At 65.1% G+C, this 22,965-nt stretch carries 18 protein-coding genes; 10 read left to right on the forward strand and 8 right to left on the reverse strand.

Features of this window, described 5'->3' with window-relative positions:
- Positions 1-194 precede the first annotated feature (194 nt).
- Positions 195-3,779, forward strand: coding sequence for an ATP-binding protein (locus tag ACREP4_RS05755; protein WP_431595199.1), 3,585 nt, complete (start codon positions 195-197; stop codon positions 3,777-3,779).
- Positions 3,776-7,339, forward strand: a complete 3,564-nt coding sequence (locus ACREP4_RS05760) for a two-component regulator propeller domain-containing protein (RefSeq protein WP_431595200.1) — start codon at positions 3,776-3,778, stop codon at positions 7,337-7,339. Before ACREP4_RS05755 ends, ACREP4_RS05760 begins: the two co-directional genes overlap by 4 nt.
- 54 nt (positions 7,340-7,393) lie before the next feature.
- Here ACREP4_RS05760 and mdtD read toward each other — a convergent pair whose 3' ends face one another.
- From mdtD to ACREP4_RS05790, 6 genes are all read right to left on the reverse strand, one after another.
- Positions 7,394-8,815 carry a multidrug transporter subunit MdtD gene (mdtD, locus tag ACREP4_RS05765; protein ID WP_431595201.1) on the reverse strand — a complete coding sequence of 474 codons (1,422 nt, stop codon included), beginning with the start codon at positions 8,813-8,815 and terminating at the stop codon, positions 7,394-7,396.
- Positions 8,816-8,878: 63 nt separating this feature from the next.
- On the reverse strand, positions 8,879-9,526 hold the full coding sequence (locus ACREP4_RS05770; protein WP_431595202.1) for a hypothetical protein: 648 nt from the start codon (positions 9,524-9,526) through the stop codon (positions 8,879-8,881).
- Positions 9,527-9,588: 62 nt separating this feature from the next.
- Entirely contained in the window at positions 9,589-10,662 is a 1,074-nt protein-coding gene (gene hemE, locus ACREP4_RS05775; protein ID WP_431595203.1) for a uroporphyrinogen decarboxylase, read from the reverse strand.
- 60 nt (positions 10,663-10,722) lie between these two features.
- Positions 10,723-10,974 (reverse strand): WGR domain-containing protein, encoded by a 252-nt coding sequence (locus tag ACREP4_RS05780; protein WP_431595204.1) that lies wholly within the window; start codon positions 10,972-10,974, stop codon positions 10,723-10,725.
- 217 nt (positions 10,975-11,191) lie between these two features.
- Positions 11,192-12,301 carry a 3-dehydroquinate synthase gene (aroB, locus tag ACREP4_RS05785; RefSeq protein ID WP_431595205.1) on the reverse strand — a complete coding sequence of 370 codons (1,110 nt, stop codon included), beginning with the start codon at positions 12,299-12,301 and terminating at the stop codon, positions 11,192-11,194.
- A complete protein-coding gene (locus ACREP4_RS05790; RefSeq protein WP_431595206.1) occupies positions 12,298-12,840 on the reverse strand; it encodes a shikimate kinase in 543 nt (180 codons plus the stop codon). The genes aroB and ACREP4_RS05790 overlap by 4 nt, the downstream gene beginning before the upstream one ends.
- A 99-nt stretch (positions 12,841-12,939) precedes the next feature.
- Between ACREP4_RS05790 and ACREP4_RS05795 the strand changes: the two genes are divergently transcribed.
- Positions 12,940-13,143: a dodecin family protein gene (locus ACREP4_RS05795; protein WP_431595207.1), complete on the forward strand. Its 204-nt coding sequence runs from the start codon at positions 12,940-12,942 to the stop codon at positions 13,141-13,143.
- 53 nt (positions 13,144-13,196) lie between these two features.
- Here ACREP4_RS05795 and ACREP4_RS05800 read toward each other — a convergent pair whose 3' ends face one another.
- On the reverse strand, positions 13,197-14,015 hold the full coding sequence (locus ACREP4_RS05800) for a kinase (RefSeq protein WP_431595208.1): 819 nt from the start codon (positions 14,013-14,015) through the stop codon (positions 13,197-13,199).
- Between the two features lie 42 nt (positions 14,016-14,057).
- Between ACREP4_RS05800 and pdxH the strand changes: the two genes are divergently transcribed.
- The 3 genes from pdxH to ACREP4_RS05815 are packed head-to-tail and all read left to right on the forward strand — an operon-like array spanning position 14,058 to position 15,839.
- Positions 14,058-14,657, forward strand: coding sequence for a pyridoxamine 5'-phosphate oxidase (gene pdxH, locus ACREP4_RS05805; RefSeq protein ID WP_431595209.1), 600 nt, complete (start codon positions 14,058-14,060; stop codon positions 14,655-14,657).
- Between the two features lie 43 nt (positions 14,658-14,700).
- Complete coding sequence (locus ACREP4_RS05810) at positions 14,701-15,045, forward strand: hypothetical protein (RefSeq protein ID WP_431595210.1); 345 nt, start codon at positions 14,701-14,703, stop codon at positions 15,043-15,045.
- Positions 15,045-15,839, forward strand: a complete 795-nt coding sequence (locus tag ACREP4_RS05815; protein WP_431595329.1) for a cobalamin-binding protein — start codon at positions 15,045-15,047, stop codon at positions 15,837-15,839. Before ACREP4_RS05810 ends, ACREP4_RS05815 begins: the two co-directional genes overlap by 1 nt.
- Positions 15,840-15,875: 36 nt before the next feature.
- Here the strand turns inward: ACREP4_RS05815 and ACREP4_RS05820 are convergent, their stop codons facing one another.
- Positions 15,876-17,105, reverse strand: coding sequence for a citrate/2-methylcitrate synthase (locus tag ACREP4_RS05820; RefSeq protein WP_431595211.1), 1,230 nt, complete (start codon positions 17,103-17,105; stop codon positions 15,876-15,878).
- Positions 17,106-17,217: 112 nt separating this feature from the next.
- Between ACREP4_RS05820 and prpB the strand changes: the two genes are divergently transcribed.
- The 4 genes from prpB (at position 17,218) to ACREP4_RS05840 (ending at position 22,867) form a co-directional block, all read left to right on the forward strand.
- Entirely contained in the window at positions 17,218-18,102 is an 885-nt protein-coding gene (prpB, locus tag ACREP4_RS05825) for a methylisocitrate lyase (RefSeq protein ID WP_431595212.1), read from the forward strand.
- 161 nt (positions 18,103-18,263) lie between these two features.
- Complete coding sequence (prpC, locus tag ACREP4_RS05830; protein WP_431595213.1) at positions 18,264-19,421, forward strand: bifunctional 2-methylcitrate synthase/citrate synthase; 1,158 nt, start codon at positions 18,264-18,266, stop codon at positions 19,419-19,421.
- Between the two features lie 293 nt (positions 19,422-19,714).
- Entirely contained in the window at positions 19,715-22,330 is a 2,616-nt protein-coding gene (gene acnD, locus ACREP4_RS05835; RefSeq protein ID WP_431595214.1) for a Fe/S-dependent 2-methylisocitrate dehydratase AcnD, read from the forward strand.
- Positions 22,331-22,486: 156 nt separating this feature from the next.
- Positions 22,487-22,867, forward strand: coding sequence for an endonuclease domain-containing protein (locus ACREP4_RS05840; RefSeq protein ID WP_431595215.1), 381 nt, complete (start codon positions 22,487-22,489; stop codon positions 22,865-22,867).
- The last annotated feature ends 98 nt before the right edge of the window (positions 22,868-22,965 follow it).

Raw genomic sequence — 22,965 nt, forward strand, 5'->3', positions numbered from 1 at the left:
GATTCTAGGCGGATGCGGCGCCGGGTTTGTGGCCGGATTGCGCAACGGTTTGTTACATGGCTGTTGGCAGCAGTGGCCTTCGCGCTTTGCCCCGTGTTCCGGTGGGCGCTAAAGTCGGCCCCTGCGAGGGGTTTGCCACGTATTTCGCGCCAACCCGGGAAGTGAAACGGCAGCGCAAGGAGCGCCGGACGTTGATGAAATGGATTGTGCAGTTTGCCCGTCTGGCGGTGGTGTCGCTGCTGGCCGCGTGGCCGAGCTGGAGCATGGCCTCGGACCTGACTGAAACGCCCCGGCTGCGTCGTCTGGGTGTGGCCGAAGGCTTGCCGTCACGAATGGTGCTGTCGTTGGCGCAGGATCGGCAAGGTTATGTCTGGGCAGCCACCGACGATGGTCTGGCCCGTTATGACGGCAAGGAGCTGCGGGTCTGGCGCAACGATCCGCAGCGGCCGGGCTCGCTGCCGGGCAACGCGCTGGAAATCATGGCCATTGATGCCCAGGACCGCATTTGGGTGGGTGCCAATGGCGCCGGTCTGGCGATGCTGGATGCCGACCGGCAGCAGTTCCGTCGTTTCGCCCGGCTGGAGGCAACCTGCCCGCAGCAGGTCTGGGCACTGGCCAGCAGTGGCGCCGACCTGCTGGTCGGCACCAGCGGCACCGGCATCTGCCGGCTGCACGCCGATGGCAGCGTCAGCCACTACCAGCACCAAGCCGATGATCCGCGCAGCCTGCCGGACGACACCATTTATTCCTTGCTGGCGGGCAACGGCGGCAAGGTGGTCTGGGTGGGAACAGCGTCCGGGCTGGCGCGTTGGGATGCGGCCGATGACCGCTTCACCCGCATCACCTCGCCGCTGCTGCAGGGCAAGGATGTGATCCGCCTCAGCGGCGACCGCGCCGGTGGCATCTGGGCCGGCACCGAGGATGGCCTGTTCCGGGTCATGGACGACGGTTCGGTGCAGCCGGCGCCGTGGCCCGAGGCCGCACAGACGCGCGCGGCGATGGTGCTGCATGACCGCGATGGCGGTTATTGGATGGGGACTTCCAGCGGTATGTATCGCGGCGATGCCAAGACGCTGCGGCTGCTGGACGGTGACCTGGGTAGCAGCTTCCTTACCGCGCGCAGTGGCGTGCTGGATCTGCTGCAGGATCACGAGGGCGGCGTGTGGATGGCGATGCTGACCCAGGGACTGGCCTATCTGCGGCCGGACTGGACCCGCTTTTCCACGCATTACCAGTTGGACGGGCAGTCGCTGGAAAGCCTGTATCTGCTCAACGCCGCCGTGGACGGCGATGGCTTCCTGATTGCCGGCGGCCACGGCGTGCATCGGCTTGATCGCGACGGCCATCTGTCGTTGCTGCTCAGCGACAAGCAATTGGGCAAGGGCAGTAATTGGTCGGTGCTGCGCGGGAGCGATGGCGTGGTGTGGGTTGGGCGTGCCGGCAGTGTCGGGCTGTACCGGCCGGCCGATGGGCACTTCACGCGGGTGGATCTGGGCGTGGGCGATGACCCGCAGCGCCGCGCCGACCTGATGCGCCTGGCGGCCGATGGCAGCGTGTGGTTGTCGATCATCAATCACGGCCTGCAGCATCGCGCGGCTGACGGCAAGCTGCTGGCCGATTACCCGGCCGGTGTTGCACCGGGCCTGCCGGAAAGCCTGGTCGAGCAACTGCGCGTGGATGCGGCAGGCCGGGTCTGGATAACCGGCGGTAGCGGTGTGCGGCGTTTCGAGAACGGCCGCTTTGTGTCGGTGCCGGGGTTTGCTGGCGGCATGGTGTACGACATCGCCTTTGCCGCCGATGGCAGCGTGTGGCTCGGCCGCGAAGGCCTGCTGGAGTTCTACCGGCCGCAGGGCAACGGCTATGCGCTGCAACGCAGCCTCGGTGCCGCGGAAGGCGTACCGTCGGTGTCGATGGGCGGGCTGGTGTTGGGCTGTTCGGGCCAGTTGTGGGCGACCACGCCGCGCGGTCTGGTGTGGTGGCAGCCGCAGGGCGAGCGGCTGCAGGTGCTCGATGAAGGTGACGGGCTGCCGGATGTGGAGTTCACCAGTCGTCCGCCCGCACACGCTGGCTGTGGCAACGCGCTGGCGGTATCCGCAACCGGGTTGGTGGGATTCAACCCGGATGCGGCGGCTGCGACGACTGCGATATCGCAACTGGTGATCGACGAGGTGCATGTGCGGCGCGATGACGCGGTGCAGGAGCAGAGCCTGGTCGGTGATGTGATTCATCTTGGTCCGGATGATCGCGACCTGCGCATCACCGCGCGGCTGCTGTCGTATGCCGAACCCAAGCGGCATCGCTTCCGTTTCCGCATTGATGGCTATGACCAGAATTGGGTCGAGCTGGGCAGCGAGGGCGAGCGCATTCTGTCGCGGCTGCCGTCGGGCAGCCATCTTCTGGAAATTCAGGGCGCTGTGGCCGAAGGCGCGTGGACGCCGTCGCAATCGCTGGTAATCGAAGTCGCGCCGCCGTGGTGGCGCAGTGGCTGGGCCATCGTTGCGTATGTGTTGTTGGCGTTGTTGTTGACGACCGCGGTGGTGCGAGCCTATCGCCGCCGCGTGCAGCGCCGCAGCGAGTGGGAACTGGCCATCCACAAACACGAACTGGCCGAGCAGGCATCCTTGGCCAAGACCCGCTTCCTGGCCACGCTCGGCCATGAAGTGCGCACGCCGATGACCGGTGTGCTGGGCATGAGCGAGCTGCTGCTGGATACCGAGCTGGATGCACGTCAGCAGCGGTATGCCGGCGCCATTCAACAGGCCGGCACGCACCTGCTGCGGCTGGTCAACGACGCGCTGGATCTGGCGCGCATCGAGTCCGGCAAACTTGAGCTGGAGAACCAACCGTTCGACCTGGGCCGCGTACTGGAAGACGTGATCTCGCTGATGGCGCCGATGGCCGAACGCCGGGGTCTGATGTTCGAGCGTAGCGAGCCGTTCGCAACGCCGGTGCGCGTGCGCGGCGATGCGATGCGGCTGCGGCAGATTCTGATGAACCTGCTCGGCAACGCCATCAAATTCACCGAGCAGGGCAAGGTCGGCTTGTCGGTGACATTGCGGCCTGACCACAGCGGCATCCAGTTGGTGGTCAGCGATACCGGCCCGGGCATCAACGAAGAACAGCAGGAGCGTTTGTTCCATCGCTTTGAGCAGGCCGAAGGCCCGCGCACCGCATCGCGTTACGGCGGCAGCGGGTTGGGTTTGGCGATCTGCCAGGAGCTGGCCATTGCGATGGGCGGCGGCATCACCCTGGAAAGCCGGTTGGGTGCCGGCGCGCGCTTCTTCGTTGAGCTGCCGCTGCCGTGGGAAACCATGGCCGAGCAGGACGCGACCAACGAGGGCGCCGAGCCGGCCATTGGTCACGCCTTGAATGTGTTGCTGGTGGAGGATGACGTGACCGTGGCGCAGGTCATCAGTGGCTTGCTGAGTGCGCGGGGCCACAACGTGGTGCATGCCCCGCACGGGTTGGCAGCGCTGACCGAAGTGGCGACGCATGCCTTCGATGTCGGCCTGCTGGACCTGGATCTGCCAGCGCTCGACGGCTTGGCCCTGGCCCGGCAACTGCGCAGCTCCGGCCATGCATTTGCGCTGATTGCGGTGACTGCGCGTTCTGATGGCGAAGCCGAGCGGCTGGCGCTGGAAGCGGGCATGGACGGTTTTCTGCGTAAACCGTTGACGGGTGTGATGTTGATGAGCGCCATTGCCCACATACTTGCGCGCAACCGCACTGCCCAGGCCCGGGCGGACGCCGGTTCCAGTGCAGACGGGAGTGATGCTTGATCAAGGGGTTTGTCGGCAGCGTATTGGCCTGCCTGCTGCTGTTCGCACCGGGCGCGCGTGCCGAAGTGCCGGCGACGCCGCAACCGCGTCAGCTCACGGTGGCCGACGGTTTGCCGTCGAGCAACATCAATGCCTTTGCCGAGGACCAGACCGGCTACCTGTGGCTGGGCAGCCGCGACGGCCTGGCCCGCTACGACGGCCGCAATTACCGCATCTGGCGGGCTGAGGACGGGTTGCGCGACAACCAGGTGTGGAGCCTGCATGTGGATGCGGCCAACCGCCTGTGGATCGGTACCCAGAGCGCCGGGCTGGTGATGTTCAGCGCCGACCGCCGCAGCTTCCGCTTCTACGACAAACAGCGCTTCCCGCAGATCAACAGCAACACGGTCTGGGCAATCACCTCCACGCCCGATGGCAGCGTGTGGTTTGGGACCTCGACGGCCGGCTTGTACCGGTTGGATGCCGATGGCGACATCCATCGCTTCATGCCGGTGCAGGGCGATCCCACGAGCCTGCCCGCCGCCGCCGTGACCTACCTGGTGACGATGGCCGACGGCAGTTTGTGGGTGGGCACAAAGGGCGGTCTGGCGCGCTGGACCGGCACCGGTTTCGAGCGCATTGCCGAAGGCGTGCTGCCCTCAGATCGCATCAACGGGCTGAAGGTGGATCGCCAGGAGCGGCTGTGGGTTGCGACCAACGCCGGCTTGGTGGTGCGCCAACCGGATGGCCGTTTCGAGCGTCCATCGTGGCAGGGTACTGACGCGCAGAACGTGTTCAACATGCTGGCGTTCTCCGCCGACGGCAGCTATTGGCTGGACACGCTGGATGGCCTGGGCCGCATCCGCCACGGGGCGGTGCGCAACGTGCCGCTGTACAGCATGCAGGAGCGCGGGCTGGTCAAGCCGAATTGGACCAGCGCCCATGAAGACCGCGAAGGCGGGCTGTGGTTTGCCAGCACCAATGCCGGCTTGTGGCATCTGCCGCCGAGCTGGCGCCAATTCTCGGTGTTGTCGCGGCACCAGGACGATCCCAACTCGTTGCGCAATCCGTATCCGATGGCGCTGGCGGCATCGGCGTCCGGTGGCATCTGGGTGGTGGGCACGCGCGGTGCGCTGGATTGGTTTGATCCGGCCACCGGCGAAGTGCGGCATCACCTTGAACGAGTGAACGGCAACAACTGGCCGCAATCCTTGGCCGAAGATCCGCGGGGCCAGGTGTGGGTCGGCAGTCTGGACGAGCTGGTGCGTTACAACCCGCAGGACAACAGTGTGCGCCGCTGGCGACGCGACGATTCCCGCGATGCGGCGATGTTGGGCGATGCCGACATCATCCGCAGTTGTGATGGCGGCCGCATCTGGGTCTATTCGGAAGACGGTGGCATGCAGCAGCGCGATGCCGACGGGCATGTGCTGCTGCAGGTGCTGCAAGGGCAGGCCGGGTTGCCGGCCGCGCCGGTGGAAGACATGCAGTGTGGTCCGCACGACAACCTGTGGCTGGCCACCGGTTCCGGGTTGTTGGCGTGGCAACCTAAACTGGCGCGCTTTTTACCGGTGCCGGGCGCCCCGACCGGGCGCGTGTCCACCTTCAGCGTTACCGACAGCGGCGTGGCCTGGATCGGCACGCTGGGGCGGATGGAAAGCTATCTGTGGGACGGGCAACGCATGGCCTTGCTGGACAGCGTGGGCGCCAATCGCGGCTTCCCGATGCTGGTGCCCAGTGGCGTGGTGGTGGATGCGGAGGGTGTGGTCTGGGCGATCAGTCCGCGTGGCCTGATCCGCATCGATCCGGCCAGTCGTTCAGTGCGCCTGTATGGCGTGCACGATGGTTTGCCCGGCCAGGAGTTCCGCCGCCGCACGCTGGTGCAGGCGCGCAGCGGCCAGTTGGCGGGCGGTACGCCGGACGGCGTGGTGTTGTTCGAGCCGGCCCTGGTCAAGCCGTCCACACGGCAGCCGCCACTGGTGATCGAGCGGGTCAGCGTGCGCCGTGGTGACCGTGAGCAGGACCTCACCCATGAAGCGGCATTGGTGATTCTGGAAGGTGACCGCGACCTGCGCATCGTCGCGCGACTGCTGTCCTTTGCCGACTCGGCGACCAACACCTATCGCTTCCGTCTGGCCGGTTACGACACCGACTGGGTGGAAGTGGGCGCGGCCGGCGAACGTGTGTTTTCGCGATTGGCGGCCGGGCGTTATCAACTGGAAGTGCAGGCGGCGACGTCGGACAACGTCTGGTCGCGCGGCAAGATTCTCAGCTTCCGCGTACAGCCGCCGTGGTGGCGCAGCGCAGGCGGCCTGGTGGTGTTCATCGTGCTGGGTGCGGCTTTGGTGCTGTGGGGCGCTTGGGTGTATCGGCGTCGCCTGCGTCGCCGCAGTGAATGGCAGCTGGCGCGTCACAAACAGGAGCTGGCCGAACAGGCGTCGCTGGCCAAAACCCGTTTCCTGGCGACGCTGGGCCACGAAGTGCGTACGCCGATGACCGGCGTGCTCGGCATGAGCGAGTTGTTGCTGGCATCGGATCTGGACGAGCGCCAGCGTGGCTACACGCAGGCCATTCGTCGCGCGGGTGAACACCTGTTGCGGTTGGTCAACGACGCATTGGATCTGGCGCGCATCGAAGCGGGGCGCCTGGAGCTGCAGGTGCAGCCATTCGACCTGCAACAACTGCTGGACGATGTGCGCGATCTGATGGAGCCGCTGGCGCAGCGCCGTGGTCTGGAATTCAATCTGGACAACACCGCGCCGCTGCGCACACGCGTCAATGGCGACGTGCTGCGGCTGCGGCAGATTCTGCTCAACCTGGTCGGCAACGCCGTCAAGTTCACCAGCGATGGCGCAGTGGGGTTGCATGTATTCGTCGATGACGGCGGCACCGGCATTGGCTTTGATGTCTGCGACACCGGCCCGGGCATCAGCATCGAGCAGCGCAAGCGCTTGTTCCGCCGCTTTGAACAGGCCGACGGCGCACGCACCGCCGCGCGTTATGGCGGCAGCGGTCTGGGTCTGGCCATCTGTCACGAACTTGCGGTGGCGATGGGCGGCGACATCGATGTGGACAGCACGCCGGGCAAGGGCAGCTGCTTCAACGTCAAGCTGCCGCTGGCGTGGGAGTTGGCGCCCGAGGCGAGTACCGACGGCAGCGGCCCCGGCTCATGGAGCGCGCTGTCGCCGCAGCAGGTATTGCTGGTGGAGGACGACGCCACCATCGCTGCGGTGATCCGTGGCCTGCTCGAAGTGCACGGCCACTCCGTGGTGCATGCCGCGCACGGTCTGGCGGCGTTGGCCGAGGTATCGAACACCCGCTTCGACGTCGCCTTGTTGGATCTCGATCTGCCGGGGATCGACGGCTTTGGCCTGGCAGTGCAGCTGCGCACGATGGGCTACGACATGCCGTTGATCGCAGTGACCGCACGCTCGGACAGCGACGCCGAACCACAGGCCCGCCAAGCGGGTTTCGATGACTTCCTGCGCAAGCCGGTGACCGCGCAGATGCTGTTGGAGGCCATCGCCGGTGTGCTGGATGCGCAGCGCAGGCGCGAGCAGGGGCTGGCGCCGCGCAGTTGAGGTTTCAGCCCGGGAGCGCCATGCAGGCCCGGGCCACGCGGTTCCGCAGCGCGCTTACTCGGCCACTTCTTCCACGGCGCGCGGATGCGGGCGGCTGTCGGGCAACTGCCAGAACACCAACGTCGAGCTCAACGTAATCGCGCCGACGCAGACGAAGGTGGCATGCAATGCGGCCGTCGCGCCGTGGCCCGTCAGATGCGTGCCGAACGTCGCCAGCAGACTGCCGGCCGCGGCGGCGCCAAAGCCGGTGGCCAGCATCATCACCATCGACAACAGGCTGTTGCCGCTGCTGGCCTGCTCCATGTCCAGGTCGCGCAAGGTCACGGTATTCATCACGGTGAACTGCATCGAGTTCACCGCGCCGAAGATCGCCAGCTGCACCACGTGCAGCCACAGCGGTTGCTGCACGTTGATCAGCGCGAAGCTGGCCATCGCCAGGCCAACCAGGACGGTGTTGATCATCAGAATGCGGCGGTAGCCAAAGCGCTGCACCAGCGATACCGCCGCGCGCTTGGCGGCCATGCCGGCCAAGGCGACGGGAATCATCATCATGCCGGCGCGCATCGGGCTCATGCCCATGCCCACCTGCAGCAGCAAGGGAATCAACAACGGCATCGCGCCGCTGCCGATGCGCGAGAACAGGTTGCCGAGAATGCCGATGCGGAAGCTGGCAATGTGGAACAGCGTCAGCGAGAACAAGGGCTCGCGGCTGTTGGCCGCGTGCAACCAATAGCCGACCAGTGCGGCAATGCCGATCACCGCCAGCAGCATCACCAAGGCCTGTGCCGAACCGATGACCGACACACCATCAAGCGCCAGGGACAACGCCACCATGCCGAACGCCAACATCAGGTAGCCGGCCAGGTCGAAGCGGTGTTTCCGCTGCGCGTAGTGATCGGGCATGATCCGCACCGCGGCGATCAAACCCATCAAGCCAATCGGCAGGTTGATCAGGAAGATCCAGTGCCACGACGCCACTTCCACCAGCCAGCCGCCCAGCGTCGGGCCGAGCAGTGGGCCGATCAACGCGGGGATGGCGATGAAGCTCATCGCTGCCAGAAACTGATCGCGCGGCACGGTGCGCATCACCGCCAGTCGCCCGACCGGCAACAGCATCGCGCCACCAATGCCCTGCAGTACGCGCGACGCCACCAGCCATTGCAGCGTCGGTGACAAGGCGCAGGCCAGCGAGCCAAGCGTGAATAAAACGATTGCCGCGAAGAAGGTGCGGCGTGTGCCGAAGCGATCGGCGATCCAGCCGGAGGCGGGAATGAAGGTCGCCACCGCCAGCGCGTAACTGAACACCACCGACTGCATCTGCAACGGACTTTCGCCGAGGCTGCGCGCCATCGCCGGCAAGGCGGTGTTGACGATGGTCGAATCCAGCATCTGCATGAAAATGGCCAACGACACCAGCCAGAGCAGCGGCTTGTGGGTAGTGCTGGCAGGCAGCGGGCTGGAAACGGAGCTGGGCATCAGGGCGGTCGCGTGTGGGCAGACCGCCATTGTCCGCCTGCGCGTGTGCAGGCGCTGCGTAGATCAGTCGCCGCCGCTGACTTCGTACTGCGAGCGCGCAGGATTGTCCGGGTCCGCGCGCAGCCACACGGTGTGGTTCAACTCACCGACGACCACCGACCAGGCTTCGCCGTCGTCGCTCATGTCGCAGGTGCGCACGGTCATTGGATTGAGTTCCAGCATTGGCTGGCAATCGTGTTCGATCAGCGGCCGCAACGCGTTGAGCAACGCAGCGATGGGTGCGTCCACGAGGTAGCGCTGGCGGATATGCATTTCGCCCATGGCTTCGTCGTAACGGAGCACCGGCAGTCCTTCCAGCGTGGCCGCGCCGGGTTTGAACGTGGCCTGGGCTTCGTAGGTCAGATAGGTTTCGCCATCGTTGAAGACGTCGATGTCACAGGTCTTCAATGCGAGCCGCTCGATACGCGGCTGCCAGCGCGGCGACAAGTCGTGCAGTTTGACGATGCTCAGCTGGTCGCAGCGGCGGGGGAAATCTTCCGTCCCGGCATTGAACATCACCAGGCGCTGGATGTTTTGATTCGCTGCCAGCGTCGGGAAATCATTGCGCTGCAATTTCAGCGGCTTGGTCGCCGCGTCGTTGGCGTATGCAGGTGCCACGCCGCTCAACACAATCGAAATGGCGGCCAGCAATACGGCGCGAAGTGATCGCATGTTTCGGTCCTTGAACGCGGCACTGCCGGGCGAGGACAGGTCACTCGCCCGGCAGCGTGGGCTCAGCGGCGGCTGAGGCGGTGCACTGCGTCCACCAGCACGGAGACATGGTCTGGGTTCATATCCGGCGACATGCCGTGGCCCAGGTTGAAGATGTGGCCTTCGCGCGAACCGTTGTTGCCGGCCGCGTAGCTTTCCAGCACCTTGCCGACTTCGCGGGTGATGGCGTCGGGCGAGCCGTACAGCGTGGTCGGGTCCAGGTTGCCCTGCAGCGCGACCTTGCCGCCAGCGGCACGCGCGGCGTCTTCCAGCGAGATGGTCCAATCCACGCCAACGCCTTCGGCGCCACTGGCGGCCAGCTCGGACACATATTGGCCGGTGCCCTTGCCGAACAGGATCAACGGCGTGCGCTCAGCGCCTTCGCCACGCTTCAGCTCGGCGGCGATGCGGTTGAGGTAACGCAGCGAGAATTCGCGGTACATCGCCGGGCCGAGCACGCCGCCCCAGGTGTCGAACACCTGCAGCGCCTGCGCACCGGCCGCGCGCTGCGCCGACAGGTAGGCGATGACCGCATCGGTCACCACGCTCAGCAACTTGTGCAGCGCCTTGGGCTCGTTCAGCGCCATGGCCTTGGTGCGGGCGAAATCCTTGCTGCCGCCGCCTTCGATCATGTAGCAGGCCAGCGTCCACGGGCTGCCGGAAAAACCGATCAGCGGCACCTTGCCGTCCAGCTCGCGACGGATCAGGCGCACCGCGTCCATCACGTAGCCCAGCTCGGTTTCCATGTCCGGCACGGCGAGCTTGTCGACGGCGGCAACGTCACGGATCGGGTGCTTGAACTTGGGGCCTTCGCCATCGACGAAGTACAGGCCCAGGCCCATCGCGTCGGGCACGGTGAGGATGTCCGAGAACAGGATGGCGGCATCCAGATCAAAGCGCTCCAGCGGCTGCAGGGTCACTTCGCAGGCAACTTCCGGGTGCTTGGCCATGCCCAGAAAGCTGCCGGCGCGGGCGCGGGTGGCGCGGTATTCCGGCAGATAGCGGCCGGCCTGGCGCATCAGCCAGACGGGGGTGCAGTCCACGGGCTCGCGGCGTAGGGCGCGCAGGAAGCGGTCGTTGCGAAGTGGGCTGGTCACGAAGAAACTCCTGGACAGGGAACGGCACCGGCCGCGACGTGCGGCTAGGGGAGGGGCCGATCAGGGTTGTTGCAGGCCGCTGGTGAACATCACCTGGAAGCCGCGTTTGATCTGTGCGTCACGGCCTTTCTCGAAGGCCTGCTGGGCTTCTTCCTGCTGCAGGAACAGCTCCCGGCGCAATTGCACGCGGCCGCCGATCTGGCCACTTTCACGTTGCAGCTCCCAGCCGCCGAGCAGATCCGGCACCAGAGTGAGCTGTACATAGCGGGGGGCTTCGTTGCCGCTGGGCGGCTGTTGCAGTAGGACGCGCATGGTGGCGATTGTAGCCGTTGCGCGGGTTTTGGGCTGGTCTGAGACCGCTGGAAGAAGTCAGCGACGTCCTTCTCCCTGCGGGAGATGGTGCCCAAAGGGCGGATGAGGGTGCGGCTAAATCCATGCCGCTGGACACGGAAGGGTGTCGCCCGGCCCCTCACCCCAACCCTCTCCCGCCGGGAGAGGGGCTTGTGAAGCCTGCTTGCTGCGTTACCGCTCAGCCTTCCCGCAATACAGCCAATACCGCCGCCTCATCCACATCCGGCACCACTTCAGCCTTGCCGATGCCGCGCCACAGCACCAGGCGCAGGCGGCCGGCGATGTTCTTCTTGTCCAGGCGCATGTGTGCCAGCAGGGCTTCCGGTTCCAGCCCGGCCGGGATGGTCACCGGCAGGCCGTAGGCCAGCAGCAACTCGCGCAGCGTGTCGGTGTCGGCCGCCGTGGCCATGCCCAAGGCGGCCGACAAACGCGCTGCCAGCACCATGCCCACGGCCACGGCTTCACCGTGATTGAGGTTGTCGTTGCCCGGTGCGCCGTAGCCCTGCGCGGTCTCGATGGCGTGGCCGAAGGTGTGGCCCAGGTTGAGCAGGGCGCGTTCGCCTTTCTCCAGCGGATCGCGTTCGACGATCTCGGCCTTGTGCTCGCAGCTGCGGGCGATGGCCTGTGCCAGGGCGCCGTCGTCGCCGGCCAGCAAGGTCTCGCGCTCGGCCTGCAGCCATTGGAAGAACAACGGGTCGCGGATGGCGCCGTACTTGATCACTTCGGCCAGCCCGGCACGCAGTTCGCGCACGGGAAGGGTGCGCAATGCGCTGGTGTCGGCAATTACCGCACGCGGCGGATGGAAGGCGCCGACCAGATTTTTGCCCTGCGCGATATCCACTGCCGTCTTGCCGCCGACCGAGGAATCCACCATCGCCAACAACGTGGTCGGCAGTTGTACGCAGTCCACGCCGCGCATCCAGCAGGCGGCGGCAAAACCGGCCAGGTCGCCGACCACGCCGCCGCCCAGGGCCAGCACGCAGGCATCGCGGGTGGCGCCCAGTGCAGCCAGCGCGTTGATGGCGCCGCCGAAGTTGTCCAGCGTTTTGGAGGCCTCGCCGGCGGGGATGATGTATTCGCCGATCTTCAGCTCGGGGCGCGCGGCCTGCAGCGCCTGGCGCACGCGTGCCAGATACAACGGCGCGACGGTGTCATCGCTGGCCAGCAGAACGTGGCGGCCGCGGATGGCGCCGGTCAGCAGTCCGGCCTCGGACAACAGGCCCGGGCCGATGTGGATTTGATAGGGGAGTTCGCCGCCAACGGCGACAGTGCGGGGGGAAGCGGTCATGCGGGAAGGTCCGGAATCTGCCATTGCGCGGCAAGCCGCACCACCAGTTGCGCGGTGGCTTCGGCGGGGGAATAAAGGTCGGTGTCGATGGTCAGGTCAGCCACCGAGCGGTACAGCGGATCGCGCAGCGCGGCCATGGCATGCAGCACGTCTTCGCGATCCGCGCGCTGCAGCAGCGGGCGGGTCTTGTCGCGGTGCAGGCGCTCCAGCTGAGAGTGCACGCTGACCCGCAGGTAGACCACGAAGCCACGCTCGCCCAGACGTTGCCGGTTGTCGGCATCCAGCACCGTGCCGCCACCGGTCGAGATCAACTGCCCGTGCCGTGCCAGCAGTTGGGCCAATACGCGCTTCTCATGCACGCGGAAGCCGGCTTCGCCGACGTTCTCGAAAATGCTGGAGATGCTGGAACCGACGTCATCAACGATTGCTTGGTCGGCATCGACAAATGCCAGCCCAAAGCGCTCGGCCAGGCGACGGCCGATGCAGGTTTTACCGGCGCCCATGGGGCCGACGAGGATGAGATTGGGGGCGGGATTCATCGTCAGGTGATGCTAGCACTCGTGTCAGTGCCTTAACACGGTAGCAGCCAAGCTCCCAAGCTCCACGAAATGGTTCGTGGTGCAACCAAGGAGTCAGACATGTCAGTGGCGAAAATCATTGAAGTCAGCGCGTCGTCCAAAACCAGTGTCGAGGATGCGGTGCGTACCGGGTTGAAGAAAGTGGCCGGGACCGTCAAAGGCATCCAGGGTGCCTGGGTCAACGAAACCAAGGTGGTGACCGACGGTGACGGCAACATCACCGAATGGCGGGTCAACCTGCGGATCACGTTCCTGGTCCAGTAACGGCGGCGTGCTGTGGGTGCGGCAAGGGCCGCGCCTGCAGCAACCTCTCGCGGCTAAAGCGGTCGCCGTTGTGCATCCAGCGCGATGGTGCGGTCGGCAATGTCCGGCAGCGTGCGTAGCGCCTGCCGGCTGATGCGTTCGTAGAACTGCACGAAGCGTTCGACCTGCGGCCGGCTCATGCTGGTACGGCCGGGCGAGGCCTGCTGCAGCGCCTGTTCCTGCTGCCAGCGCCACTGCGGCACCACGGCGAAGCTGGGGGGCTGCAGGAACCACAAACGGTCGAAACGTTGCCAGAGCGCTGGATAATCATCGGCCAGTGCCTGATTGCACCAGCGCCGCCAGGTGCCATCGGCATCGGCTTCGCGTTCCAGTGCATTCAGCGGCGCTTCCAGCGCAGCGTCGGATTCGGCCGGCGTGCCCAGGAACCAGCCTTCAAACACCAGCAGGTCCAGCGGCTGTTGGATCTGGCTCCATTGCAGCTCGGGCACGCGCTCGTCGGCGAGCTTGTCAAAACGTGGCAGCGGGAATGCGTGGCCGGCCTTGGCCGCATCCAGCGTGGACAATGCCAGCGGCAGGTCGTGCGTGCCCGGCGGGCCGCGTGTGGCCAGCAGTGGATGGATGCGGTCGGCCAGACGCTGGCGCTGCGCGCGGGTGAGGTAGGTGTCGTCAATGGATAACGCCGCGGCACACAATCCGCGTGAGCGCGCCAGCTCGACCACCTGCGCGGCCAGCGTGGATTTGCCGCTGCCCTGCACGCCACTGATCGCCAACACCGGCGTGGATGCACTGCTTGCCAGCGCATCGTCCAACGCCTGCGTGACCAGCGTCTGCGAAAAACGGCGGGGGGAAAAACGGTGCGGAACGGGGGACATGGCGCCACAATAGCCCAATCCCATGCTGTCCGAACTGGAACCATGACCGATCTTTACGCAGAAGCGCTTTCGACATTCGCCTCATTGTTTGAAGAGGCCAAGGCAGGTAACGAAATCGACGCCACGGCGATGACCGTGGCCACCGTTGACCTTGACGGTCGGCCGTCGGCACGCACCGTGCTGCTCAAGGCATTCGACGAGCGCGGTTTTGTCTTCTACACGCATCTGGACAGCCGCAAAGGCCGTGAGCTGCACGCCAATCGCCAGGTGGCGTTGTTGTTCCTGTGGCGCAGCCTGCGTGAAGCCGGTATCCAGGTGCGGGTGGAAGGTGAGGCGCAGTTGGTATCGGCGGCTGAAGCCGATGCGTACTTCGCCTCGCGTCCGCGCATGAGCCAGATCGGCGCGTGGGCATCGGCGCAGTCGCAGCCGTTGGCTTCGCGCGAGGAATTCGAGCAGCGATTGGCCAGTTTTGAAGCACGTTTTGAAGGTCGCGATGTACCGCGACCGGAAGGCTGGAGCGGCGTGCGTGTGGTGCCCAAGCGTATCGAGTTCTGGTACGGCGCCAACTTCCGTCTGCATGAGCGCTGGAGCTACGAAGCCGATGCCGCAGGCAGCTGGAGCAAGCAGCTGTTGTATCCATGAGTCGCCACGGCTGCGTGCGGTGGTTGGGCGGCGAGATGCGTTGATGAAACTGCATCCGGTCTATCGCATCACCGTGTTCGTGCCGCCGGCGCATCTGCAGGCGTTGAAGGCCGGCATTCTGGCCGTCGATGATCTGGCGGCCGGTGGCTATTCGCATGGCATGTGGGAGTCGGCGCCGGGGCATGAACAGTTCCGCGTACAGGCAGGCACCGTGAGTGCTTGCGGTGATGCCGGGGAGCTGGTGCGCGAGCCCAGCGTGCGCCTGGAGTTTTGTATTCCGCGCGATGCGGTGCGTTTGCAGCGCGTGCTTGAACTCGGCATCGCTGCGCATCATCCCTGGAACAGCCCGGCGGTGTTCGTCGATAGCACGGAGTTTGCCGCAACATGATTGGACCGCGTCGCATTGTCTGCTTGACCGAAGAGCCCACCGAAACGCTGTACGCCTTGGGTGAGCAGGACCGCATCGTCGGCATCAGCGGCTTCACCGTGCGGCCGCCACAGGCGCGACGAGAAAAGCCCAAGGTCAGCGCGTTCACCAGTGCCAAGGTGGATGAAATTCTGAAGTTGAAGCCGGACCTTGCGATTGGCTTTTCCGATATCCAGGCCGACATTGCCGCCGAGCTGATTCGCAACGGCGTGGAAGTGTGGATCGCCAACCATCGCAGCGTGGCCGGCATCCTCGATTACATCCGCCGGCTTGGCGGGTTGGTCGGCGTGGCCGAACGTGCCAATGCCTATGCCGATGAACTGCAGCGCGGGCTGGACGCCATTGCCGCGCAGGCCGCGATGCTGCCGCAGCGGCCGCGTGTGTATGTCGAAGAATGGGACGAGCCCATCATCACCGGCATCCAGTGGGGCGCGGAGTTGGTGACGATTGCCGGCGGCGATGACGTGTTCCCGGAACTGTCATGTGAGCCGCTGGCCAAGGCGCGGATTCTCGCTAACGGTGATCCGGTGATTGCGCGCAACCCGGACATCATCATCGGTTCGTGGTGTGGCAAGAAATTCCGTCCCGAGCGCGTGGCGGAACGCCCCGGCTGGGAGGCGATCAATGCCGTGCGCGACGGTGAGCTGCACGAGATCAAATCGCCGCTGATCCTCCAGCCCGGCCCGGCGGCATTGACCGATGGCGTGCAGGCGATGGCGGCGATCATCCAGGCGTGGAGTCGGAAGCGGCAGTAACTGCGAACAGTGCTGTAGGAGCGGCCTAGGCCGCTCCTACAGGGATTTGCCGGGCACCACGCCGGTGTAGCGCGCGCGCGGGCGGATCAAGGTGCCGAGTGCCTGTTGCTCAAGTGCATGCGCCAGCCAGCCGACCAGGCGGGCGGTGGCGAACATCACCAATGCATGGCTTGCCGGTAGGTCGTACACGTAGCAGATCGCTGCGAGCAGACCATCGATGTTTGGATGCTGGCCGCTGTTTTCGAGCGTGGCGGCAATCACCGTTTCGACCTGCTGCATTCGCGCGTTGTCGTCGGACAGTTCGCGCAGCAGGCGCAGCACTTCGGCACCGCGCGGGTCGCCGTCGGGGTAGAGCAGGTGATTGAAGCCGGGCAGCTCGTCGCCGCGTCGCCAGCGTTCAGCGATGAAGCTGGCAGGTGCGCCGCTGGCTTGTGCATCGAGCAGCAGCGCATGCGCACGCGCGGTGGCGCCGCCGTGGCGTGGGCCCGACAACGCGGCCAGGCCGGCGCTCACCGTCGCGTGCAGATGCGCGCCGGTGGAGGCGACCACGCGTGCGGCAAATGCCGATGCGTTCAGTTCGTGATCGGCGCACAACACCAAGGCCGAGCGCACCACCTCGGAAAAACCGGCATTGCCCGGCCGCCATGCGTCAGCGAGCAGGCGATGCACTGGGCGCGCATCGGGTTGGATGCCGACCAGCAAGGCAGCGTTCTGTCGCAGCAACATCGCCGCTACTTCACGGCGGACCGGCGCGGCGGCGTTGAGCGATTGCCGCTGCTCCAACGCCAGCAATGGGATGCAGGCCATGGTGCGTTCCAGCGGGGGCAGCACGGTATCCAGCGCCAGCGTCGCTACGCGTTGCGGCCACGGTGAAGGAGCGGACGTTGCGAACGGGTCCTGCTCCTCGCCCTCCCACAGCAATCGCGCGATGTCTTCGAGCGTTGCGCCGGCCTGCGCTGCAGCCACCGCCGAGCGGCCGCGGTAGTAGGGCGCGTCGGGGCGGATCAGTGAGATGCGGGTTTCCAGCACCGGCAGGCCGCGATCCAAGCTCTGCGCCGCGCCACGCGCTGCACCGCGCCCGGCCTGTTTGCGGTGTGCCAGCCGTTCAACTTCGGCGCGCAGATACACGCGGCTGCGCGAATCCGCGCCCGGCCGCGAACTGAGCTGGCCACGGCTGACATAGGCGTACAGCGTGGCGGGGCTGATGCCGAGCAGGGCACAGGCATCGCTGGCGGGGATCAGCTCTGGATCGGGGCGGTCAGACATGGTGGCTCAATAGGTTGATTGGTTGAATCAAGATTGATCAATGCGTTGGATGGTGCCAGATTGTCGGCCATCGCGGAATGGCACCACCGCCGCCGCCAAGACAGGAGCCACCATGAGTCTCTCTTCCGCAGGCGCCGCCTTCCGCGCCGCACTGGCTGCCGAATCGCCGCTGCAGGTGATCGGTGCGATCAACGCCAACCACGCCCTGCTGGCCAAACGTGCCGGCTACCGCGCCATTTACCTGTCCGGTGGCGGCGTCGCCGCGGGCTCGCTGGGTCTGCCGGACCTGGGCATCAACACGCTGGAAGATGTGCTGATCGACGTGCGTCGCATCTCCGACGTCTGCGACCTGCCGCTGATGGTGGACATCGACACCGGCTTCGGCCCGAGTGCGTTCAACATCGCCCGCACGGTGAAGTCGCTGATCAAGGCCGGTGCCGGCGCCTGCCACATTGAAGACCAGGTCGGCGCCAAGCGCTGCGGCCACCGCCCGGGCAAGGAAATCGTGACCCAGTCGGAGATGGTCGATCGCGTGAAAGCGGCGGCCGATGCCAAGACCGATCCGGACTTCTTCCTGATCGCGCGCACCGACGCTATCCAGATGGAAGGCGTGGACGCCGCCATCGAACGCGCCATCGCCTGTGTGGAAGCCGGCGCCGACGGCATCTTTGCCGAAGCCGCCTACGACCTGGAAACCTACAAGCGTTTCGCCGACGCGGTGAAGGTTCCGCTGCTGGCCAATATCACCGAATTCGGCGCGACGCCGCTGTTCAGTCGCGACGAGCTGGCTGCGTCCGGCGTGGCGATCCAGTTGTTCCCGCTGTCGGCGTTCCGTGCGGCCAACAAGGCGGCCGAGAACGTTTACGAAGCCATTCGTCGTGACGGCCACCAGCGTAATGTGGTGGACAGCATGCAGACCCGCGAGGAGCTGTATGACCGCATTGGTTATCACGAATTCGAGCGCAGCCTGGACAAGACGTTTGCTGCGAAGAAGTAAGCATTGCTCCCTTCTCCCGTTGGGAGAAGGTGGCGCGTAGCGCCGGATGAGGGTGGTGCTGCTTGTACTGCTGAATGCATCAGTACGTCCGACCCTCACCCCAACCCCTCTCCCGGTGGGAGAGGGGCTTCCATATCCCGCAACTGATCGAGGTTCACACCATGTCTGAATCCACTGCCGCACCGGCGTTCAAGCCGAAGAAATCTGTCGCCCTGTCCGGCACCGCCGCAGGCAACACCGCGCTGTGTACGGTCGGCCGTAGCGGCAACGATCTGCACTACCGCGGTTACGACATCCTGGATCTGGCCAACACCAGCGAGTTCGAGGAAATCGCGCATCTGCTGGTGCACGGCAAGCTGCCCAACAAGGCTGAGCTGCGCGCCTACAAGGCCAAGCTGAAGGCGCTGCGTGGCATTCCGGCATCGGTCAAGGCGGCGTTGGAAGAACTGCCGCCGTCGGCGCACCCGATGGACGTGATGCGCACCGGTGTTTCCGTGTTGGGCTGCGTGTCGCCGGAGAAGGACGACCACAATCACCCGGGCGCGCGCGACATCGCCGACAAGCTGATGGCTTGCCTCGGCTCGATGCTGCTGTACTGGTACCACTGGAGCCACAACGGCCGCGTCATCGACGTGGAAACCGACGATGACTCCATCGGCGGCCACTTCCTGCACCTGCTGCACGGCGAGCAGCCGCGCGAGTCGTGGGTCAAGGCCATGCACACCAGCCTGATCCTGTACGCAGAACACGAATTCAACGCCTCGACCTTTGCCTGCCGCGTCATCGCCGGCACCGGCAGCGACATGTACAGCGCCATCGCCGGCGGTATCGGTGCATTGCGCGGCCCCAAGCATGGCGGCGCCAATGAAGTCGCCTTCGAGGTGCAGAAGCGTTACGAAACGCCGGACGAAGCCGAGGCGGACATCAAGGCGCGCGTGGAGCGCAAGGAAGTGGTGATCGGTTTTGGTCACCCGGTCTACACCGTGTCCGATCCGCGCAACCAGGTGATCAAGGACGTCTCGCGCGCGCTGTCGGCCGAGCAGGAAAACATGAAGATGTACGACATCGCCGAGCGTCTTGAAACGGTGATGTGGGACATCAAGAAAATGTTCCCGAACCTGGATTGGTTCAGCGCCGTCAGCTACCACATGATGGGCGTGCCGACCGCGATGTTCACGCCGTTGTTCGTGATTGCCCGCACAGCTGGTTGGAGCGCGCACATCATCGAGCAGCGCATCGACGGCAAGATCATCCGCCCGAGCGCCAACTACACCGGCCCGGAAGATCAGGCGTTTGTGCCGATCGACAAGCGCGCTTAAAACCTCAAAGCCATCTTCGCCACAAGCGAGATAAAGCCCCTCTCCCGCCTGCGGGAGAGGGGTTGGAGTGAGGGGAAGCTTCCAGCACGTGGAGCAAGCTTCAAGCCCGTAGAAAGAAGCGAAGCCAAAGCCAAAGCCAAAGCTCCCCCCATCCGCCCTTCGGGCACCTTCCCCCGCAGGCGGGCGAAGGGGAGTTGCCAGATTCCATGTGTTGTTGTGGGTTTGCTGCAGTCTCAGCAATACGCTCGCAAGCCACGGCAACACCAGCAAGCCCAGACCCTTACAGGCCAGCCATGAACACCGATTACCGCAAGCATCTTCCCGGCAGCACTCTGGACTACTTCGACGCGCGCGCCGCCGTCGATGCCATCCAGCCCGGTGCCTACGCCACGCTGCCGTACACCTCGCGCGTGCTGGCTGAAAACCTGGTGCGCCGTTGCTCGCCGTCCACGCTCACCGATTCGCTCACGCAGTTGATCGAGCGCAAGCGTGACCTCGATTTCCCGTGGTTCCCGGCGCGTGTGGTCTGCCACGACATCCTTGGCCAGACCGCGCTGGTCGATCTGGCCGGTCTGCGTGATGCCATTGCCGAAAAGGGCGGCGACCCGGCCAAGGTCAACCCGGTGGTGCCGGTGCAGTTGATCGTCGACCACTCGCTGGCCGTGGAATGCGGTGGCTTCGATCCGGATGCGTTCACCAAGAACCGCGCCATCGAAGACCGCCGCAACGAAGACCGTTTCCACTTCATCGACTGGACCAAACTGGCCTTCGAGAACGTGGATGTGATCCCGCCGGGCAACGGGATCATGCATCAGATCAACCTGGAGAAAATGTCGCCGGTGATCTATGTGCAGGACGGCGTCGCGTTCCCGGATACCTGCGTCGGCACCGACAGCCACACCCCGCACGTCGATGCGCTCGGCGTCATCGCCATTGGCGTTGGCGGGTTGGAAGCCGAGAACGTGATGCTGGGCCGCGCGTCGTGGATGCGCCTGCCCGACATCATCGGCGTCAAGCTCACCGGCAAGCCGCAGCCCAACATCACCGCCACCGACGTGGTGCTGGCGCTGACAGAATTCCTGCGCAAGGAACGTGTGGTTGGTGCCTGGCTGGAGTTCTTCGGTGAAGGCGCGTCGGCGCTGACCATCGGTGACCGCGCCACGATTTCCAATATGTGCCCGGAGTACGGCGCAACCGCAGCGATGTTCTACATCGACGAGCAGACCATTGATTACCTGCGCCTGACCGGCCGCGAGGAATCGCAGCTGGCGCTGGTCGAAAACTACGCGCGCAGCACCGGGTTGTGGGCCGATGCATTGGCCACGGCGCAGTACGAGCGTGTGTTGGAATTTGATCTGTCCAGCGTGGTCCGCAACATGGCCGGCCCCAGCAATCCGCACAAGCGCTTGCCGGTGTCGGATCTGGTGGAGCGGGGCATTGCTGACGAAGCCAAGCTCGCATCGGGCAAGGCCGAAGAAGCCAAGGGCTTGATGCCCGATGGCGCGGTGATCATTGCCGCGATCACCAGCTGCACCAATACCTCCAACCCGCGCAACGTCATTGCTGCCGGCTTGCTGGCACGCAACGCCAACGCACGCGGCCTGCTGCGCAAACCGTGGGTGAAATCATCGCTGGCGCCCGGCTCCAAAGCGGTGCAGTTGTATCTGGAAGAAGCGGGCCTGCTGCCGGAGCTGGAGAAGCTGGGCTTCGGCATCGTTGCGTTTGCCTGCACCACCTGCAACGGCATGAGCGGCGCGTTGGATCCGGCGATCCAGCAGGAGATCATCGACCGCGATCTGTATTCGACCGCCGTGTTGTCGGGCAACCGCAATTTCGACGGCCGCATCCATCCGTATGCCAAGCAGGCGTTCCTGGCTTCGCCGCCGTTGGTGATTGCCTACGCCATCGCAGGCACCATGCGTTTTGATATCGAAAAAGACGTGCTGGGCGTCGATGCCGATGGCAACGACGTGCGCCTGAAGGACATCTGGCCAAGCGACGCCGAGATTGATGCAGTGGTGAAGGCATCGGTGAAGCCGGAGCAGTTCCGCAGCGTTTACAACCCGATGTTCAAGGTGCGCGTGGAGCATGGCGAAAAAGTCAGCCCGCTGTACAACTGGCGCCCGCAGAGCACCTATATCCGCCGTCCGCCGTATTGGGAGGGTGCATTGGCGGGTGAGCGCACGCTCAAGGGCATGCGTCCACTGGCGGTGTTGCCGGACAACATCACCACCGACCACCTGTCGCCGTCCAACGCGATTCTGCTGTCCAGCGCCGCGGGTGAATACCTGGCGAAAATGGGCCTGCCGGAAGAAGACTTCAACTCCTATGCAACGCATCGCGGCGACCACCTCACCGCGCAGCGCGCCACGTTTGCCAACCCGAAGTTGTTCAACGAGATGGTGCGCAACGACGACGGCAGCGTGAAGCAGGGTTCGCTGGCGCGCGTCGAGCCGGAAGGCAAGGTCATGCGCATGTGGGAAGCGATTGAAACCTACATGGAGCGCAAGCAGCCGCTGATCATCATTGCCGGCGCCGACTACGGCCAGGGCAGCTCGCGTGACTGGGCCGCCAAGGGCGTGCGTCTGGCGGGTGTGGAAGCGATTGCCGCCGAAGGTTTCGAGCGCATCCACCGCACCAACCTGATCGGCATGGGCGTGCTGCCGCTGGAATTCAAACCGGGCACCGACCGCAACACCCTGCAGCTCGACGGCACGGAAACCTATGACGTGCAGGGCTTGCGCACCCCGCGCGCGGAGCTGTCGCTGGTGATCAACCGCCGCAACGGTGAGGTGCTGAAGGTGCCGGTGACCTGCCGTCTGGATTCGGATGAAGAAGTTGCGATCTACGAGGCCGGTGGTGTGTTGCAGCGGTTCGCGCAGGACTTTTTGGAAGGCTCGGTGGGCTGAGGGGGAAAGCTACCCTCTCCCCCGACCCCTCTCCCGTAAAGGGAGAGGGGAGTGGTGATCCAACTGCATCACGAGATTTATGAGACTGCATGAGCTCTAGCCCTTCTCCCCTCGCGGGAGAGGGGTTGGGGAGAGGGGGCAAAGGAGGCCCTGATCATGCAGCAACTCAAATTCGCAAAGCAGCTGCGCAGCAACATGACCGATGCCGAGCACCTGCTTTGGCGCCACCTTCGGGCACGCCGATTGTTGGGGCAGAAGTTTCGTCGCCAACAACCCATTGGGCCGTATGTAGTGGACTTCGTGCATTTCGGCGTCCGGTTGATTGTTGAAGCGGATGGCGGGCAGCACAACGAGAGCGTGCATGACTTCAAACGTGACGCGTGGTTGGAGAGTCAGGGATTCAAGATCCTGCGGTTCTGGAATAACGAAATTCTGGGGAATGGTGATGCGGTGCTTGAAGTGATTCTTGCGACGGTCAGCGCCCTCTCCCCCAACCCCTCTCCCGTGAAGGGAGAGGGGAGCAAGAGCAGATCATGACGTCGGCAGCGATGCCGGCACTCACGCAGACCAAAGCCCCTCTCCCCCACGCGGGAGAGGGGTTGGGGAGAGGGGGTAGCTCTTAGCGCCCATCTCCA

The organism is Stenotrophomonas sp. (genome assembly GCF_050737575.1).
GTDB lineage: Bacteria > Pseudomonadota > Gammaproteobacteria > Xanthomonadales > Xanthomonadaceae > Stenotrophomonas.

Bases quoted from the DNA above. Each gene is read 5' to 3' on its own strand.
- ACREP4_RS05755 (WP_431595199.1), top strand. From the start codon at position 195: ATGAAATGGATTGTGCAGTTTGCCCGTCTGGCGGTGGTGTCGCTGCTG.
- mdtD (WP_431595201.1), bottom strand. From the start codon at position 8,815: ATGCCCAGCTCCGTTTCCAGCCCGCTGCCTGCCAGCACTACCCACAAG.
- ACREP4_RS05770 (WP_431595202.1), bottom strand. From the start codon at position 9,526: ATGCGATCACTTCGCGCCGTATTGCTGGCCGCCATTTCGATTGTGTTG.
- ACREP4_RS05780 (WP_431595204.1), bottom strand. From the start codon at position 10,974: ATGCGCGTCCTACTGCAACAGCCGCCCAGCGGCAACGAAGCCCCCCGC.
- aroB (WP_431595205.1), bottom strand. From the start codon at position 12,301: ATGACCGCTTCCCCCCGCACTGTCGCCGTTGGCGGCGAACTCCCCTAT.
- ACREP4_RS05790 (WP_431595206.1), bottom strand. From the start codon at position 12,840: ATGAATCCCGCCCCCAATCTCATCCTCGTCGGCCCCATGGGCGCCGGT.
- ACREP4_RS05795 (WP_431595207.1), top strand. From the start codon at position 12,940: ATGTCAGTGGCGAAAATCATTGAAGTCAGCGCGTCGTCCAAAACCAGT.
- ACREP4_RS05800 (WP_431595208.1), bottom strand. From the start codon at position 14,015: ATGTCCCCCGTTCCGCACCGTTTTTCCCCCCGCCGTTTTTCGCAGACG.
- pdxH (WP_431595209.1), top strand. From the start codon at position 14,058: ATGACCGATCTTTACGCAGAAGCGCTTTCGACATTCGCCTCATTGTTT.
- ACREP4_RS05810 (WP_431595210.1), top strand. From the start codon at position 14,701: ATGAAACTGCATCCGGTCTATCGCATCACCGTGTTCGTGCCGCCGGCG.
- ACREP4_RS05820 (WP_431595211.1), bottom strand. From the start codon at position 17,105: ATGTCTGACCGCCCCGATCCAGAGCTGATCCCCGCCAGCGATGCCTGT.
- prpB (WP_431595212.1), top strand. From the start codon at position 17,218: ATGAGTCTCTCTTCCGCAGGCGCCGCCTTCCGCGCCGCACTGGCTGCC.
- prpC (WP_431595213.1), top strand. From the start codon at position 18,264: ATGTCTGAATCCACTGCCGCACCGGCGTTCAAGCCGAAGAAATCTGTC.
- acnD (WP_431595214.1), top strand. From the start codon at position 19,715: ATGAACACCGATTACCGCAAGCATCTTCCCGGCAGCACTCTGGACTAC.
- ACREP4_RS05840 (WP_431595215.1), top strand. From the start codon at position 22,487: ATGCAGCAACTCAAATTCGCAAAGCAGCTGCGCAGCAACATGACCGAT.